The organism is Niallia sp. CD-39 (genome assembly GCF_059874745.1).
The window spans coordinates 400,768-418,930 of record NZ_JCBCPS010000002.1 but is presented as its reverse complement, the minus strand read 5'-3'; the positions used below and the strand labels follow the sequence as shown (position 1 = coordinate 418,930).

At 37.9% G+C, this 18,163-nt stretch carries 16 protein-coding genes and 1 riboswitch; of the genes, 5 read left to right on the top strand and 11 right to left on the bottom strand.

Annotated elements, in window-relative coordinates; all coding sequences use genetic code 11:
- Positions 1-283 precede the first annotated feature (283 nt).
- Positions 284-2,467 (top strand): 5'-nucleotidase C-terminal domain-containing protein, encoded by a 2,184-nt coding sequence (locus AC6F34_RS08340; protein WP_500770932.1) that lies wholly within the window; start codon positions 284-286, stop codon positions 2,465-2,467.
- Between the two features lie 79 nt (positions 2,468-2,546).
- Here AC6F34_RS08340 and lepB read toward each other — a convergent pair whose 3' ends face one another.
- From lepB to AC6F34_RS08320, 4 genes are read right to left on the bottom strand one after another with little or no spacing between them, the layout of a single operon-like run.
- The gene (gene lepB / locus AC6F34_RS08335; RefSeq protein ID WP_500770930.1) at positions 2,547-3,068 is read right to left on the bottom strand and encodes a signal peptidase I; all 522 of its coding nucleotides are present in this window, start codon (positions 3,066-3,068) and stop codon (positions 2,547-2,549) included.
- Entirely contained in the window at positions 3,052-3,576 is a 525-nt protein-coding gene (locus AC6F34_RS08330) for a hypothetical protein (RefSeq protein WP_500770928.1), read from the bottom strand. Before AC6F34_RS08330 ends, lepB begins: the two co-directional genes overlap by 17 nt.
- A 58-nt stretch (positions 3,577-3,634) precedes the next feature.
- Positions 3,635-4,399 (bottom strand): hypothetical protein, encoded by a 765-nt coding sequence (locus AC6F34_RS08325; protein WP_500770926.1) that lies wholly within the window; start codon positions 4,397-4,399, stop codon positions 3,635-3,637.
- A gap of 16 nt (positions 4,400-4,415) precedes the next feature.
- On the bottom strand, positions 4,416-4,823 hold the full coding sequence (locus tag AC6F34_RS08320; protein WP_500770924.1) for a hypothetical protein: 408 nt from the start codon (positions 4,821-4,823) through the stop codon (positions 4,416-4,418).
- A 348-nt stretch (positions 4,824-5,171) separates the two neighbouring features.
- Between AC6F34_RS08320 and AC6F34_RS08315 the strand changes: the two genes are divergently transcribed.
- The 4 genes from AC6F34_RS08315 to AC6F34_RS08300 all read left to right on the top strand — a co-directional run bounded on the left by AC6F34_RS08315 (position 5,172) and on the right by AC6F34_RS08300 (position 8,955).
- Positions 5,172-6,089 carry an LCP family glycopolymer transferase gene (locus AC6F34_RS08315; RefSeq protein WP_500770922.1) on the top strand — a complete coding sequence of 306 codons (918 nt, stop codon included), beginning with the start codon at positions 5,172-5,174 and terminating at the stop codon, positions 6,087-6,089.
- 270 nt (positions 6,090-6,359) lie between these two features.
- Positions 6,360-6,851, top strand: a complete 492-nt coding sequence (locus AC6F34_RS08310; protein WP_500770920.1) for a sigma-70 family RNA polymerase sigma factor — start codon at positions 6,360-6,362, stop codon at positions 6,849-6,851.
- Between the two features lie 224 nt (positions 6,852-7,075).
- Positions 7,076-7,690, top strand: coding sequence for a hypothetical protein (locus tag AC6F34_RS08305; protein WP_500770918.1), 615 nt, complete (start codon positions 7,076-7,078; stop codon positions 7,688-7,690).
- A 68-nt stretch (positions 7,691-7,758) separates the two neighbouring features.
- Entirely contained in the window at positions 7,759-8,955 is a 1,197-nt protein-coding gene (locus tag AC6F34_RS08300; protein ID WP_500770916.1) for a 5'-nucleotidase C-terminal domain-containing protein, read from the top strand.
- A gap of 146 nt (positions 8,956-9,101) precedes the next feature.
- Here the strand turns inward: AC6F34_RS08300 and AC6F34_RS08295 are convergent, their stop codons facing one another.
- From AC6F34_RS08295 to AC6F34_RS08265, 7 genes are all read right to left on the bottom strand, one after another.
- The gene (locus tag AC6F34_RS08295) at positions 9,102-9,965 is read right to left on the bottom strand and encodes a 5-oxoprolinase subunit C family protein (RefSeq protein ID WP_500770914.1); all 864 of its coding nucleotides are present in this window, start codon (positions 9,963-9,965) and stop codon (positions 9,102-9,104) included.
- Positions 9,962-10,726 (bottom strand): 5-oxoprolinase subunit PxpA, encoded by a 765-nt coding sequence (locus AC6F34_RS08290; RefSeq protein ID WP_500770912.1) that lies wholly within the window; start codon positions 10,724-10,726, stop codon positions 9,962-9,964. The genes AC6F34_RS08295 and AC6F34_RS08290 overlap by 4 nt, the downstream gene beginning before the upstream one ends.
- Positions 10,723-11,406 carry a 5-oxoprolinase subunit PxpB gene (pxpB, locus tag AC6F34_RS08285; RefSeq protein WP_500770910.1) on the bottom strand — a complete coding sequence of 228 codons (684 nt, stop codon included), beginning with the start codon at positions 11,404-11,406 and terminating at the stop codon, positions 10,723-10,725. The genes AC6F34_RS08290 and pxpB overlap by 4 nt, the downstream gene beginning before the upstream one ends.
- The gene (gene pcp / locus AC6F34_RS08280; protein WP_500770908.1) at positions 11,403-12,017 is read right to left on the bottom strand and encodes a pyroglutamyl-peptidase I; all 615 of its coding nucleotides are present in this window, start codon (positions 12,015-12,017) and stop codon (positions 11,403-11,405) included. The genes pxpB and pcp overlap by 4 nt, the downstream gene beginning before the upstream one ends.
- A 390-nt stretch (positions 12,018-12,407) precedes the next feature.
- On the bottom strand, positions 12,408-14,417 hold the full coding sequence (locus AC6F34_RS08275) for a penicillin-binding transpeptidase domain-containing protein (protein WP_500770906.1): 2,010 nt from the start codon (positions 14,415-14,417) through the stop codon (positions 12,408-12,410).
- Between the two features lie 141 nt (positions 14,418-14,558).
- Positions 14,559-14,783, bottom strand: coding sequence for a hypothetical protein (locus AC6F34_RS08270; protein WP_500770904.1), 225 nt, complete (start codon positions 14,781-14,783; stop codon positions 14,559-14,561).
- Positions 14,784-14,839: 56 nt separating this feature from the next.
- Positions 14,840-14,924, bottom strand: a riboswitch (cyclic di-GMP riboswitch).
- 496 nt (positions 14,925-15,420) lie between these two features.
- Positions 15,421-18,018, bottom strand: a complete 2,598-nt coding sequence (locus AC6F34_RS08265; RefSeq protein ID WP_500770902.1) for an S-layer homology domain-containing protein — start codon at positions 18,016-18,018, stop codon at positions 15,421-15,423.
- Positions 18,019-18,163: the final 145 nt, after the last annotated feature.

Genomic DNA, 18,163 nt, shown 5'->3' with positions numbered 1-18,163 from the left:
TGACACTCCATTCAACCCATTACTATTATATCACCTAATTACATAAATAGGTTAATAGAGGTAAATTTTGGACAATTAATAGACGAATGAAATCTAAAAAAGTTTCAGATTTTTGAATAAGAAAATGCATTTAATAGTTAAATAGTGTGTTTGATTTTACAAATAAAACGCATAATTTACCTTGAATTTATAGTTAGTAAAAAAATAGTATGATAGAATAAATACAGTTAGACTTTTTTCCCTATTTTACATCAAATCTTTACAATATTAGGAGGATTTTAAAATGAAGAAAACAAGTCGTAAATTCATTGCAACAGCAGCTACAGCTTCATTAGTAGCTACAGCATTTGCACCTGTTGTAAGTGCCGATGAAATAAACAAATTTCCAGATGTGAAAGATGGACATTGGGCAGAAGAAGCCATTTATAGCTTAGTAGAAAAAGGCTATATTAAAGGCTTTCCTGATGGATCATTCAAACCAGAACAATCGATTAAAAGATCGGATGCAGCTCTTTTATTTACTCGTATTCTAGATTTAAATGTTCCTAGTAACTTAGATTCATTTTCAGACATTGGAAACTTAAATAAAGAATATAAAGAGGCAATTGCCGCTACGAAAGAAGCAGGTATTTTTGAAGGATACAGCGGGAAATTTGGCCCTAATGATACTCTAACGAGAGAGCAGATGGCATCTGTAATCGTACGTGCATTCAATTTAAAACATACTTTTGAAGATGCAAGCTTTGTAGATATCGACACTGTTAATGTATCGCATCAGGAGGATGTAACAATCCTAGCAAAAAATGGTGTTTCAGAAGGTGTTGGTAATAATAAATTTGCACCAAAGCTCTCAGTAGACAGACAAAGCTTTGCAATATTCTTACATAGAACTATCGAACTGAAAGAAGAAAACCAAACGTTTGAATTATCGATCATGCACACAAATGACACTCATGCTCGTGTTGAGATGGCACCACAACGTGTGACGGCAGTAAATGATGTTAGAGAGAAAAAACCAGATGCTCTTTTACTAGATGCTGGTGATGTTTTTAGCGGTACTTTATATTTTAACGAGTTTGAAGGACAAGCAGATCTTACATTCATGAATTTAATGAAATATGACATGATGACATTAGGAAATCATGAATTTGACTTGGGTTCTAGTCCCGAAGGACATAAAGCTCTTGCAGACTTCATTAAAGGAGCTGACTTCCCGTTTGTTAGTTCAAATATAGACTTTAGTAAAGATGAAAATCTACAAGGCTTATTCTCAGATCTAAATTCAAGTGATCCTGAAAATGGCATAATTTATAACGGAATTGTGAAAGAAGTAAACGGAGAAAAGGTTGGCTTCTTCGGTTTAACAACTGAAGAAACGGCTGATATCGCAAGCCCTGGAGAAGTTGAGTTTGAAAATTATATCGAGGCAGCAAAGAAATCAGTTGCAGCATTTGAAGAGTTAGGAGTCAACAAGATTGTTGCAATAACTCATATCGGATATGATGACAATCCAGCCGTTGATAATGATCTTGAATTAGCTGCACATGTTGACGGAATCGATATTATCGTAGGTGGCCATAGCCACACTGAACTGGATAAACCTGCAGTAATCAACAAAAATGCGGCTGGGGAAGTGAAAGACCCTACATTAATTGTTCAAGCTTATCAATACAGTGAGTTTTTAGGAACACTTGATGTAGATTTTGATGAGGATGGAGTCATTGTTGGATACGCAGGAGAACTTCTTAAGGTAGCTGATTACAAGGCTGATGCTGAAGCTCTTGCAGCTTTAAAACCTTATAAAGATCGAATTGACGAAATTTCTAATGAAGAAACTGGTGCTGTAGCAATCACTGCTTTAGAAAATCCTCGTGGCAATGAGAACAGTGTACGTCGCAATGAAACGCCACTTGGAAACATCATTACAGATGGAATGCTTGCAAAAGCAAAAGAATACAATGAAAACGTCATCCTTGCAATGCAAAACGGCGGCGGAATCCGTGCTGCAATTGACGAAGGTCCAATCACAGTAGGTGAGGTTATCACTGTGTTGCCATTCGGTAATACATTAGCGACTGTTTCGATTACTGGTGCAGAATTAAAAGCTACATTCGAAACAAGCTTTAGATCTTATCCTGGTGAAAACGGTGGCTTCTTGCAAGTATCTGGAGCAAAGGTAGCATTTGATTCTACTAAAGCAGTAGGCGAGCGTGTTGTTTCCATTGAGTACTTAAATGCAGAAGGTGAGTATGTAGCCATTGAAGACAATGAAACATATGTTATTGCAACAAACGCATTCACAGCAAAAGGTGGAGACGGTTTTGATGTCCTTGAAAAGATTTATAAAGAAGGACGCGTAACAGATCTTGGCCTTTCTGATTGGGAGAACTTCAGAGAACACTTAGTCAATGTTGGTGAAGTAAACCCTGTAGTAGAAGGACGTATTGTAGACATTTCTGTACAATAATAGCTTGATAAGGAGCGCCTAGAAGAGTGCTTCGTTTCAAACAACAAGTAGCAGTGAATGGTTCAGGACCAATTCACTGCTACTTTATTTTCTTAAATGGTTTAACAGAGAAGATCACTTTCCCTGTGATCGCTTCTTTCGGTATAAAACCAATCTCTTCATTGCGACTATCTAAGCTTTCTCCTGGTGTGCGATGGTCGCCTAGTAAATAGTAAGACCCTTCATTAATTACCACTTCATCGTAGTCATTCGCTCTTCCTAACGTATAAGGTTCATCGAGCTTCTCATTATTAAGAATAACCTCTCCATCAACAATTGCTATTGAATCATTCTCTTTTCCGATTACTCGTTTTATGAGGCTAAATCCATATTTATCTTCAAACACAACTAAATCCCCATGTTCAATTGTCGTCCATTGTTTTTGCACAAATAAAATATCCTTATCTTTTATCGTTGGCTGCATCGAATTACCACTAATATATGTAAAGCCAATGACAAACTTGAATAGAAACAAGATAATTATCACAAGAAGAATGGTAATTATCCAACCTAACGCCTCTTTCTTCTTTGTATTTGGTTGTATTTCATTCTTCGTTCTCATCATGCTCACCAATACCATGCTCGTCAATCGATTCTGCTCCGCCTCCATCAATATTCGATTCTTTCTCTTTCTCTTTCTCTTCTTCCTCCTCTTTTTCACTTGTATGAGTAACTGCATTTAGTTCATCAATTGTACGATTCAAAATTTCATCTAATGCACTCGTATATGAATTTCTTGACTCCACATCCGTAAAGTCCATAGAATCTATTAGTTGATTTGTATGATCTCGAAGTGCTCGGATTACTCTTTCTCTCTCATTAATTTCATAGTGTAATAACTGCTCTTCAGCGAGCTGAATTTTCTCCGCTATCGCTGTTTGCAAACGCAGTTTCTCTTGTTCCGTTTCAGTGGTAAGAGCTGCTTCAATTCGATTTATTGCATCCGTTTCCTTACGCTCAAACCAGTGCGAGAGCATGCCATGCATGTCTTGATTGGCAAAGGTAAATTGAAGAGAGAATAGAAGTGATAGTATAGCAGCTGTAAGTAATATGCCAATTTTTTTATTCACCTTCCCACACCTTTCAGTTGAAAATTGTCAGGGAGGCACTCCCCCTGACATTCACCCTTTATTCATTATCAATGCCTGCAACAACTTCATCCAAGCTTTGCTTAGCTGCTAGCTCTAGCTCTGTAGCTTTGGCAGAAATAATAGCTTGCTGCTCTGTCACTAAACCTTCAATCGCAGCACTCAGAGCTCGTTGAATATCAGCAATCTTCCAGCCTGCTTGATTTCTCAAGTTTCTAGCTGAAATCTCTGTTTGATTATCTAGCTCGGCTGTGATCTCTTGCTTAGCCCTCTGGATCGCTTCCTCTAAACTACTTACGGCTTGATCTCTAGCAGTATTTAAATCGGTTGTAAGAGATTGAACAGCTTCTTCACCCACTTCTCCTGTATAGGCTGTGAAATCAGCGATTGCTCCCGACTGTGCCTCATTTCCCAGCCTTTGAATTTCAAAATATCCATCTAAAAAAACGTTATAAAATTGATAATCGATCGCTTCTAATATAGAATTCCTCTGGCCATCAAGCGCAATCATATGCCGATCCAATGCACTTGTAATTTCTGAGCCAACACGTGTCGTTTCCCCATCTTTCGTTTCATTAATAGATGTAGTTGCATCGTCTTTAAGTCGGTCGTTTTCATCTGCTAAGCCTGCTAACAGCTCGGTAAAGTTCGCGTTTGAGTCTGCAAGAATTGTCTCGCTTCTTTCATTGAACATGCGATCATACCAGCTTTTTAAAGCTCCACCTGCATCTGTGTTTGCTAATGAAAAGCCTGCTCCACCAATAATTGCAACAGTCAATGTTCCTACGATTATTTTCTTCTTCACATTCATTTCCCCTTTATTATTCATATTTTAGTAGATTCTTTAAAATCTCTTCAGCATCAGCTTCAATTTGTTGTTCCAGTTGAGTCCATTTTTCAAGTTCATAATCCTTTAAGTTTGCATCAAGGTGCATTTGGAATTGTTGTAGTTCTAAGTGATATTGTTGTTGGTATTCCTTTATTTGTGGGTCATGTTGGAGGAAGGTTGCAAATACATAGCTCGACAGGCTTTCTTTTATCTTGCTAAAAACGACAGAGGAATCCTCTTCTTCTCGTTCTTCTAGAAACTCATAAATGACTTCTTGAGCAATATTTTGTGCATATTGTTCTATGTCAATTTGGGAAAGTGAAAAACTTATAGTTGAAAAAACTTGAGTAGTCGTGAATAATAAAAATAACACGATCGTTATAAAGAACAATTTCTTCATTCGATACATCCTTTCAAAAATAATCAGATTCTATGTATACACCTCCCCTTAGACGGTCGTTCACATGATAAGTGTCTTTTACTGTTCTTGATTCTGAACGATTAAACTTAGTATAGAACCAGAGTATTACAAATCAAAAACTCGAAAAATCTTCAATTCTTCTTTTGAAAATGTGATTCTCTTGCATTATCTATTGTTTTCTTTATTTTTCAGTATTTTCTATATTTTCATAAAATAGTAATTAGGTAATATAACCAAGTTGCTTCTATTAAGAAAATCATCCTACGAAACTCATTATGCTAGTTTTTATTTCCTAGAATTATATTCCATTGATTGCGAGGGATTTCATTGCGACTATTCAGAAACAAGAAGGCAACCATCTTTATTGCGATTATAACCTTTATCCTACTTTGTCTAGCTTTATATATAGCTATTTTCTACACATCATTTTCAAGCTCTATCTCTTCCATGCATGAGCCAATCGAGCGTACACAATCTGATAAAAGGATACAACAACTGTCGTTTGATGATAAAAAACCTTTTTCTGTGCTCTTACTTGGTGTAGATGCAGAGAGTGGAGAAGCAGGCAGGTCAGATACGATGATCGTCATGTCTGTAAATCCTCAGAAACAATCAACAAAGCTAATTAGTATCCCCAGAGACACTCGGACTACAATTATAGGAAAGGCATTTGAAGATAAAATCAACCATGCATTTGCATTTGGTGGAATTGAAATGTCAATTGCAACAGTTGAAGAGTTCCTTGATATTCCCATCGATTTCTTTGTGAAAGTGAATATGGATGGATTCATTGATATTGTCGATGCAGTTGGTGGTGTTACTGTTTCAAATGATTTATCCTTTTCCGTTGATGGGATCAATTTTCCTGAAGGGGAACTTACTCTAAATGGTGAAGAAGCGTTGCACTTCTCTCGTATGCGCTATGATGATCCTAGAGGAGATTTTGGCCGACAGCTTCGGCAACGAGAAGTCATTCAAGCGGTCATCCGTAGTGGAGCAAGTCCTTCATCACTTCTTCACTTTAACCGTATTTTTGATTCACTCAGTGACCATATTCGCACGAACTTAACACTTGAAGAAATGGTTGATATACAGAAGAACTATCGAGATGCTGCACAATCTATTGAAACTGTACAACTAGCGGGAGAAGGGAAAATGATATCCTCGATCTACTATTGGATTCCAGACGATGAACAGCTCCAAGAGGTTCAAAATGAGCTAAGAACACATATCGAAATCGAATAGACCTCAATCAAAAGGTGAACCGGACACAGGAAATGTGTTTTGTTCACCTTTTCGCCATTTAATCAATCGTTTGATTAAATTGTTGGCTTTGACGCGTCTTTGACAAGTTATGACCTCTAAACGACCAGTTTTGGGTACCTTTTTGGGAGATAAGAGGGGTTAAAGTGACTTTTATGGAAAATTCGTTCATTAGGCTGTTCTGTTTATATCCATTATGTTTAAGTTACCCGGGAATAAAGAAGTGGCGCGCCTTTCGAAGGGACTTAAACATTGGAAGAATTCGAAAGGGTAGCAAGTCAATATGAAGCAATGCTGCATAAAGCAATCCGTTCCTTACACATTTTTAAAGATGAAGAGGAATTCTATCAAATCGCATTAATTGGTTTATGGGAGGCATGGAAGAACTATGATTCTTCTAAAGGAAAGTTCATAAGCTATGCGTTTCCGTTTGTGCGCGGGAAGCTGATGAACGAACTAGCAAGACGTTCAAGAAAAGAAAGTCAGGATTGTTTCATCGATGAGCTTATGTGGGAGATGATCGTCGATGAATATGTCTTTGAGCCATTACAAAACGTACTTTATGACGAGGCTCTTACTCTATTAAATGAACGCGAACAACTTTGGCTAAAGCACACGTACCTCTTTGACCTTACCGTCAAACAAATTGCTGTTCAAGAAAGGGTAGCTACTTCCACAGTCAAGCTTTGGCGAGCAAACGCACGTAAGAAACTACATGCGCAATTGCTTTCACGGGATGAGTAAATCCTATTATAGGGATTTTAGAAAAGCAAAATAATTGTCGAGCTAAAGAAGCAATTTAATTCTTTAGCTTTTTTTAAAGATAGAAAGTAATTTATGTAGAATAGCGTCTATTTTTGTATGATACTTCCAACTTTATGACTATTTTTACAAAAATATTAAAAATAAAAAACATTTTTATACTCGGTATCGTCTAATGTATTGAAAAAGAAAGGAGCGTGATTACTTTGAAAAGAAAACTAATGATTTCATTTGCTGCAGCATTATTTCTTTCTGTAATCGGGGCTTTTTATTACGAAGGGGCTCCAAAGTTAGTAACAGCAACAGAACATGAAACAAAACAAATCGAAGATCGAATCACGGAAGTCTCTAAAGAAACTCCAGATTTAGCTCAACCGGATAATGATCAACCTGTTCAAGAAAACGAAGACAAAGCCACTAACGAAGCGGTGGCTGGCGAGGAAGAAACATTCATCTATGGAGGTAAAGAATATTGGCTCATTAATGATTTAGAAAAATACTCAAACCTAGCACATTTAATCAATTCAGCTTCCGCCAATAACCTGTCACTCTACGCGATTCCATACAGTGATGTTTTTATACTAGTAAAGGATGGAGAAGTAGTTGGGAATATTACGGTCGGTTCAATGAGACTGTCACCTGAAGCAGTTAATTTTGCTAAACATCTTTTTGGAAATAGCACTTATGAGCTTTATAAACAAATGCCCCATAATATCGACTTAGTCATGCATAACGACATTAAAGTCACGATTAGTAATGATGAATACGATTTATTCACTATATATAAAGAAGAGAATGATTTATATATCTATTATATGTAACGATGATTCACAAATCGTTCACATTAGAATAATAGATAAATTCTATAAAATACGTAGGAGTGGTATCAATGAAGAAAAAATGGCTCTCTCTTTTTACAGTTGTATGTAGCATCTTTTTGTTTGCAAATACGGCATTAGCAGATCGGTTGATTGGATCGACTACGACCCTTTTAAATGGAGATTCAGATGATGTAAGAACGAAAGAAACGAATCTCGGTCAATTGATTGCTGACGCTTTACTCGAAGAAACCAATGCCCATATTAGTTTAATCCGCGCAGACACAATTAAAGGTTCCATCGAAAAAGGCGAAATTTATGAATCAGGTATACAAAATGCCATCATTGATGATGAGATCGTAACGTTCCAAGCAAGAGGATCCCAAATTGTCGCAGCACTAGAACATAGTGTAGAGCATTATCCAACCGAAAGCGGCAACTTCCCACATATTGCTGGATTTGTCTTTTCTGTTGATTTAAACCCACATAAAGAAAAAAGAGCGATCTTAATTAGAGTGGATGGTACCCCAATTAATCTTTCAGGGATTTATACAGTTGCTACGACGCAAGCTATTGCAAATGGGAAGTATGGATTTGATATGTTTGCAAATACACAACAAGTTGCACAACATGGATCAATCTACGACATCGTTACAAACTATATAGAGGAAAACACACCAATTGATCAATCATCTATTGTACAGCGTATTACGAACCATGTTCAGTTTAATGATGTAAGTAAAGAGAGATGGTCTTATCCATACATTGTTGATTTATATAGCAAAAACCTACTCAAGGGTACGACGAATATGACATTCTCACCTAAACAAGACCTAACAAGAGTTCAATTTGCTTCCCTTTTAACTAGAGCGTTTAATCTAACTACAAAAGAACAATCACCTTTTACAGATCTATCTAGACTACCGATAGATATCCAAAATGAGGTTCATGCCGCTTACGATAGTGGGATTATTCAAGGGGTTAGCTCTACAAAGTTCTACCCTAATCAACCGATCAAAAGGTACGAAATGGCTTTAATGATGCACAGAACATATGAACTTCTTTACGGCCCATACGTTCCTTATGATGAAACATTATCGTATCCAGATTTAAGACCAGAACACGAATCTTTTATTGATGCCATTTTCTTTGTTCATCAAAATGAGTTAATGGAGGGATATGAGGATCATACGTTCAGACCTATGAGCTCTACATCAAGAGAAGAAGCAGCAAAAGTGTTATCGCTGTTTTTAAAATTGAAAGAATAGCTTTCTAGGGAATGTTATGAACGATATAACATTCCCTAATTCTTATATAATGTATTAGTTATTCCTTTAGACCTCGGTGACGTATGAACGCCTTTTTAGTGAAAAAATCGGTAATCTAATCGTATCATCAAATTATCAATAAATTTCTATACTTTCTCATTCCACAAAGAAAAACTCAGTTTATTTCCCGGTTTCATCTGCGCCACTTTACACAGATCGTCATCGGCAATCTTTCCAATCGTGGCATAGCCGCCAACGGTTTGTGCATCTGCCATGAGAATGATCGGCAGTCCGCTATTCGCTACTTGGATTGTACCTGGTTGTGTAGCCTCGGACACAATATCACCTGTCGTATTAAACAAAAGCTCTGGTCCCTTGAATAAATAGGCCATCCGATCACCTGTTTGCAATTGATACGGCGTGTGCCAAAATCGATGTAGGGATTCTTCTGTAAAAAGATCGAGATGCTGTGATGGCCAAACGCCTACAATGATTTCATCACGATAGTTCATCTTTCTACTTAACCTAGCTTCATAGCCTCTTTCAGTGAGAAGCTGTCCACAAAGCACATCTCCTTTTACTAAGGGGGCTCCTATTTCCCCCTTTGAGTAAACAGAAGCACTTCCCATTACATGTGGAGCTTTCCATCCACCTTCAATATGTAAATACACAATGCTTCCATTCACTGCCTGCTGAAAATGAAGCATTTGTCCTTTATAAGCTCTAAACGTTTTCCAAACCGGAATGATTTCACTATCAAGTGTAACCTTTATTTGCGCACCAGTAATAGCTAAACGGCAATCATTGAGAACTTCAAATACTGTTCCCCCATAAAGGATTTCAATAGCTGCACAATGATGAGCATTATTTAATAAGTGATGACCTAGATGGTAGGCTTTTTGATCCATCGCACCTGATACAGGAACACCAAAACGACGATAGCCTCTTCTTCCCTCATCTTGAAACGTTGCATACAATCCTGGCTTTATGCATTTTAAGACAGGATTCATTCTGCACCAACTGCCTTCACGACAATGTCATAACTCTCGAGCATCGATTTCATCGAGGCAACTCTCTTTACAACCTCAAGTCCATCGCCATGAAAGCAAATGGTATCTGCTTGCAGCGGGATGACTTCTCCAGAAATAGCCGTTACTTTCTGTTCAAATACAATTGATTTCACCTGCGCTTCTATTCGTTCAGGTTCATGCAAAACAGCATTCGGAAGTAACCTGTCTGCTAGTTGACCTTCAGCAGTATACGCGCGATCTGCGAAAGCCTCCTTTGCAACCTTCAACCCGATTTTTTCTCCTTCTTCTTGAAGGAGACTACCAAATAGCGCAAACAAATACACATGAGGCAGTGCAGCACGAACAGCTTCAGCAATTGCTTTCGCAACGTCCACTTCACGATTTGCTTGATTGTATAGAGCACCATGCGGCTTCACATGTGAAATCGATACACCGTGCAAATCACAAAAGGCTTTTAACGCACCGATTTGATAGATGAGACAATGATAGATTTCCTTAGGAGCCATCTTCCACTCACGGCGTCCAAACCCTTGTAGATCTGGAAATCCAGGATGGACACCGACGGCTACCCCGTGCTTTTTTGCTAAAAGAACCGTTTCATTCATCACATTGTAATCACCTGCATGCATCCCACAAGCGATATTCGCTGAAGTAATATGTGGAAAAAGGGAAGCATCATCCCCAATATTGTATGCTCCAAAGCTCTCACCAACATCAGCATTCAGATCGATTCTAATCATTCCCTCTCCTCCTTTATCTTTGCATATTCCTTTTTTGTAATCGGATAAAAGCGTAACAAGTCACCTGCTTGAAACAGAAAGGGGTGCTCTTTTTGCGGGTCATAAATCCTGACGGGTGTTCTTCCGATAATATTCCACCCACCTGGCGATTCTAGAGGATAGATCCCCGTTTGTGCATCCCCGATTCCAACTGATCCCACTTCTAGCCTTCGTCTAGGTGTTGAAAGTCTAGGAGTTTGCAAACGCTTGTCCATTCCACCTAAATAAGGAAAACCAGGGAGAAAGCCTAGAAAGTGCACTTTGTAAGTGACGGAAGTATGTATTGTAATGATTTCTTTCATTGTCAGGTCTGTATGCTGCTGTACAAGATTTTGATCTAACGCAAATGCATCCTCATAGCAAACAGGAATGTCCCATAATCTTGGCTCGAATTCAGCGTGACGGATATCTGTTGATTCCCATTTCTTCTGGATATATGCGATATGAGCTGCTTCATTCTTAATCTCGCTTTTGAAAAAAATCGTCACCGATTGGTAGGCTGGCACAAGCTCATCAATTCCTAAATGAAGATCATTCTGGAACATGTGATTAAATTGTTGTACGCGTTCGTACGTTTCCTCAGATAAATTCTTTCCTAATTGAACGACAAGTGTTTTCTCTCCTGTACGGAAAAAGTTCATTGCATTTCAGCTGCCAATACAGTCAGGCAAGTTAGGATTCCTCTCTTCAAATCTTCATGAGACCAGCTCGGTATTCTTCCATGCTCAATTGCTAGCTCATGCGAAGCAGGAATATGTATAAAACCGCTAGGAACCTTCTTACTCTTTTGACTTGCATCATGAAGTGCTCGATACATGACATGATTGCATAAATAGGTGCCTGCTGTGTTTGACACCTCGGCTGGCAAGCCGCTCTTTTTTAACTCATCAACCATTCGACGAATAGGCAGTGTTGAAAAATAGCCATCCTCTCCTTCTGAATAAATGCGTTCATCGATCGGCGTGTTCCCTTCATTATCTGGTTCACCATCACTAACATTGATCGCGATTCGTTCTGGCGTGATCTTATAGCGGCCACCAGCTAGTCCTAATGAAACGACAGCATCAGGCTTAACTTCATCAATATGTGTTATCAATTTATCTCCTGCTCGTTTAAAATCTACAGGCAAGATCACTCCATGGATTTTGTATTCTCCAATTCTCTCGTTCTGTAATTCTTCAACAATTTTCATCGTTGGATTGATTGAAAACGATAAAAATGGCTCAAAGCCAGTAAGTAAAATGGTTTTCATATTTCTCTCCTCTCTTTCCTTAAAACAAGTATTTCACGTAGAAAGAACACGAGCAAGGTTTTTGTCAGAAAAGTTCAGAAATAACTATCATGGTTTTTCCTGTTATTTAATCCACTATTAGAAAGATAACCTCTTTCTTTTATACCCCTTCTAGCACTTCGACTTCTTCGGAAGAAAACTACTATCGGCGGGATTTTTAGCTGTTTCTTCCTCCCCAGTTACCTTTCTAATCGAAGAATTAGCTAATTAAACACTGAAATCAAGAAAACAACGCTTCATGATTTTATGAAGGAAATTCATTAGTTCTTATCTAAAAAAAACATGTAGCCAAAGTCTTGAATTCACTTTGGTACATGTTCACACTATCACTGTCCGAAATCGGATTTTTTGTTAAAATCTTTGTTTATTTTTCTCAAATACATTTGTTACTTTGTTAACAACAATGCCAGAGCCACCTAATGACTCGACTCCTTCAATCATCATCGCGATAAGTAGCTTTGGAGATTCATGATTGTATGCGACGAATAAGCCGTTTTCTTGTCCTTCCATATCAAGGTCAAGCTTAAGTTCCGCTGTACCCGTTTTTCCTGCTAATGGGTAATCATCGATTCTTGCTGAGCTTGCTGTACCACCTGTTTCATGAACTACCTTGATCATTGACTGTTGAATTCCATTAGCAACCTCTTCAGAAATAATGCCTTCCTTCCATACTTGTGACTTCTCTTCTTCTGTTAATAATATAGGCTTGATTAAGTCACCGTTGTTTATAAATGGAGTATAGGCAACCGCAAGATGTAGAATATTCATCTCTACCTCACCTTGGCCAAATCCGGCATCTGCACGTTTCATTTCCGTATCAACATTTCCAGCTTTTGATGAGTCAACCGGATAGAGAAATGGGAGTTCCTCATCAAAGCCAAACTTGGACAATCCTTCTAAGAACGCTTCTTCACCCATTGCTAAAGAGGTTTGGGCGAAATAGATATTGTCTGAGTACATCATCGCCTGATCGAATTGAATTGGACCTTGAGGATCCCGAACTCTCGTTACGCCAAACCCTCCCCAGCTATCATCCTTTTGCCAACGTAGACCACTAACATTTAACGTCGTATCAAAGCTTAGATCTCCCGATTCGATCGCTACCGCACCAGTGATTGGCTTCATAACAGATCCAGGAACATACGCATAACGAAAGCGATTCAATAAAGGCTGACTCGCATCTCCTTCTAATGCCGTTCTTTCATCTATGCTCCAACCTAGTGACGCTGCATTTGGATCAAAGCTTGGGCTGCTCACAAGTGCAAGTGTTTCGCCTGTTGTTGGATCAATGGCTGATGCAGTCCCAGGCTGATTGCCTAATTCCGCAAATAAATCTTCTTGTACGGTTAGATCAATTGTTAGTTGAACAGTTTCTCCATTCTTTACTTCTCTTTCTGCTAAAACAACTTCAGTGCCATCCTCTTTAGCAATACCGATTTTCACACCATTTAAGCCTTTTAGACGCTCATCAAAGATCTGCTCTAATCCTCGTTTTCCAATAATATCATTGCTCGAATAACCTTTTCCTTGCAGGTTCTCTAACTCTTCTGCGGTTATTGAGCCCACATAACCAATTAAGTGTGCAGCTGCTTCCCCTGCAGGATACACTCTCCCTCTCACCTCTTGCCTGAGAACTCCACTATAGGACAAAGCTTGATTGACAACCGCTTCATTGTTAGTTGAGACTCTTTTCAGAGGAACAAAATGGTCGGGTTGAACCCAGCTCGCAGTAACTGCTTGGCGAATGTGATCTTCGGTCAAGCCTAGTAACCGAGCTAGCCCAGAAACAGTAGCCGTTTCATCATTCATTTTCTCCGGAACGACGCCGATTTCATATAGTGTTCCATTGAAAGCCAGAGGATCACCAGTTCGGTCGACAATTTCACCACGCTGGGCAGGAATGCTTGAGTATGTGATTCGATCCTCTTCTCCTAACTCAGGGAAAATATATGTTGTGTCCCAATCAACTCTCCATATGACCTCATTCTCAACTTCTTCTTTTATTAACGATGCTTCATGGGTAAAATCTATGCTGCCTGCCACACTATTTAATGAGGCTGAAAAAGGCAGAGCCACTTGTTCAATATCTTTGTCTCTCTTTTCCTCATCGGCTTCAAATGTGATGTCGACTTCTTCTATGCCTAAATCACTATAGACTTTTTCATAACGACTTACAAAATCTTCTTTGGACACCGATGCTTGTGCATCATCGGATAACATTTCATACATTGCTGAAAAATCAAGTTCATTCCATTTTTCTACATACTCTTTGAATGCATCCTCAGGTGCTGCTTCTTTATTACATGCTGATAAAATCACTAAAACTAGGAAAGAAGTTAAAATAAGCGTGAATTTTCTCATGATTCCCCTCCTTATCCATCATTTTAACTTGTTTGGTAGTACTCTGTCATCCAATTGCATTACTCGTCATCTAATTGTCAATTAAAACAAACCAAAAGTCCTACAATAAAAAAACCGACTATATTAATATAGTCGGTACATTTATGAGATTGATTGCAGTCTTTTATTTAAGAAGTGGTCGGAAGCATCTAATAGGTTCTGGATGCATTGCTTACGGAAGTAGTCATGACAAACATACTCATGCAACAATTCCTTCCTCATTCGTTCCACTATTTCATTGATTCCTTTTTCAGAGTAGTCTTTCACGACCATTTCATTGGTTATTTCATTAACAAAGTACTCTACTGATCCAAACATATCCTCCATCTTTCCCGCTCCTTTACAGCAAGTTTCAACATGATTCTTTATGATGTAAAATTCCTGCTGGCAGCCCGACGATCATAGGTCTAATCCCTTAGACTCGTGGCTTTGCGTCCTTACCTTTCGATAAGTTTGCCTTTATTCTATTACTATTATCATATGACTTTTTTCATAATTTTTCAACAACTTAATGTAATTATATGAAAAAATATTCTCTTTTTCGACAAAGTTCTATATTCTCTATTTACTTCGATTCATAGAACTAGATACATAGAAAAAACACATCCAAAATCCTATTCCTTTTATCATATTTTCACCTAAATTATTACTGAATAACCATAATTAGCTTCTTTTATAAAAAAAGAATTGCTGAGATTTGTCTCCACAAGACTTTGCTTTTAAACACAGCACTTCCGTGCTGAATCGAGGAACCTGTCCCCTTGTCCCATAGTTGTAACTTTGGAGGGAACGAATAGTTCAGCGGCTCGAGGTACTTGTCCTCTTGGCACTCCATAGCCATGTACATAAAAAGAAAGACCCATAGAGATAATTCTCTACGGGCCTTCCTATTTTATAGCTATATCCTCTAACCACTCTTAATTATTCTATAAGGTGGAAAATATGTTATGCTACTGTAAAATAATTATTTAGTTGCAGTTCTTGATGTTCCAATAGTTAATTTATTACCTTGAACATCAGCAATATCTACAACTGTGTTTGTAGTAGAAATTGGTGCAACAGTGATTACAGTTGTTTGATTTGAAGAATATGTTGCAGTACCATTACCAATTGTAACTAGTAATGTTTTACCAGTTGTATCAGTAGCATCAGCTGTAACAGCATTCACAGCTACTGAACTTCCATTTACAGTAACGTTAAAATCAGCTAGTAAATCAACATTACCTAGTGCTCCAAGCTCTTCTGAGAATGTTAATTTTAATGTGTTAAATTGTCCAGTAGATACCTCAACTATTTTAGCTTCAGAAAGTGTTGGTGCTACGTTATCTAATAACGCTAATTGTTGATAGAATGCTCCACCAGTAGTAGTGCTAGCTGCTACAGAAGAACCATTTACATCTTTAACATTTGGACTGATACCAAATTTATAATTTGCACCTGCAGGTACTTGATAAGTATCTGGTAATGTAATTTGGACTTTCGTCTTATCATCAACAAAGCTAATTGATGCTCCAGAAAGAGCTACATCATCTAGAGTATAATTAGATGCTAATAATGCAGAATCAGCAAAGTCAGTTGCAGAAGTTAAAGTAATAACGTTCTTAGTTCCAGTTGTTGCAGCAGTTACTGTTGGTACAAAGAACTTAGCAGTAGATGAAACTGTAAATGAAATTGTATCTTGTTCATTCTCATTTAGTTCCTTATCTTTTACCAATCCTTTTGGTAATACAAGTTCATAAACACCATCAGCAAGAGGAGCTGTAAACGTTAAAGTAACTGTACGCTCTGTTGTATCTCCCGGAACATCATTAACAGCTGGTTTTGCAATTGCTGTTGCAGATTGAATGATGTTATCCTTTTTGATTACAATATCCGTAGCTTTTGCAGCTACAGCATCTACAGCTTCATCAAATGTAACTGTTACAACTTGCTTAGTTGAATCAAGAGTCACTAAGTTTTTAGATAAGATAGCTGGAGCTTTTGAATCCTTAGTAAGAATAACAGTTCCAGTATATGCAGAACCTAGTAGACCATTAGCGTCTTTGTACCCGTCAAAAGATACAGTTAGAGCTGCTGAAGTCTCAGTACCATTATATAATTTTACTTCATCTGTAGTAGCAGTAGTTACAGTATAAGTAATAGACTTCTTGTCTGTTGCTAACACACCATTAATACGGCTTCCATCTAGAGTATATCCGCCTTTTTGAACTTTTAAGTTAGCTACAGCATCTGCAGCAGCAGTACCAGCAAGAGCTTTATCAAAAGTTACTTTAAATGATGTAGAAGTTACTCCTTCAATTTTAGAAACTGCTGGAGCTTTTGCGTTCTCTACAATTGTATAAGAAGCAGTTTGTGTACCTGTTTCATTATCATTAGCATCTTTAACTTGAGAAACTACTACGCTGTGTGTCCCAGCAGTTGTAGGAGCTCCAGCAATAACATAATTATAGTTTCCAGCTACATCGTTAGATGATGTTTGTACAGGAGAAATAGTTCCAGTAACTCCATTAACACGTACATTTGCTACAGAAGAAATAGGCTCAGAGAATGTAGCAACTACATCAGAACCATTATATTCAACTTTCGTCAAAGTTGGTGCTTTAGTATCGCTAAATAATTCAACACCAGTATCGAACGCAGGAATTTTTACATATGAACTAGTTAATAAAGAATCCTTCGTTTTAACTTTGATTGTTTTATTTGTTACAGCAGGAGTAGAAAAACGTACTAATACAGATTTTTTATCAGATTGAAGCTTAGCAGACTTAATAATATCAGTTGTTGTTGCTCCATCTAATAATACTTCATAGTTAGCTACGTTTTCAGCAGATTCTTCGCTAAGAACACTGTTTGTCTTGATAAGAACTTCATAAGCGTTAATCGCATTTACAGAAACAACTACAGCTTCTTTCTTAGCAACTTCTTCACGCTCTGCAGGTACTTCGGAACGGTGTATGAATGCTGTTGTTTGATCACGTTTTACCTTTGCCTCAGGATCAAATTTACCAGCAGAAACACCTACTACGATACCTAAGCTAGCAAGAATTTCAACTTCGTCACTACCCCAGCTAGTGTTATCAGTGAAATCAATGATTGCAGCTTCATCTTTTTCAAATCCATAAGCAGTTGCGATCATTTTTGCCATTTCTTGACGAGAAATGTCAGCCTCTGGCTTGAAATCACCTGTATCATAACCATTAATTACTCCAGGCTTTTGAGCTTGAAGAGCAGCGATGTAAGAAGATGCCCAGTGATCTTTTGCATCAGCAAAGTTTGTTTTAGCATTCTTATCAACTTCAAGTCCTAATGTTACAGCAAGAATCTTTGCAGCTTCCCCTCTTTTAATGTTTCCATTCGGATTGAAAGTTCCATCAGGATTTCCTTCAATTACACCTTTACCAACTAAATAGTTGATGTGTTTAAGTGCCCAGTGGTTATCTGCTACATCAGGGAATTTCTTAGTTACTTCAGCAGCGAATGCTGTTGGTGCGACTGCAGATGCAACTAAAGTTGCTGTTGCAGCAGTTGCTACAAATTTGCGGTATTTCTTAGATTGTGCCATTAATTTCATTTCCTCCCTTTATTGGATCTTATTCATACCAGTTTTCTAGGTTGTTATGTAGGCAAATGAGGCAATAGCCTCCTTGCTTCAACAATGTGTGTCTAATATTACCTATGTAACCGGTAAAATACTAATCAAGTTAATT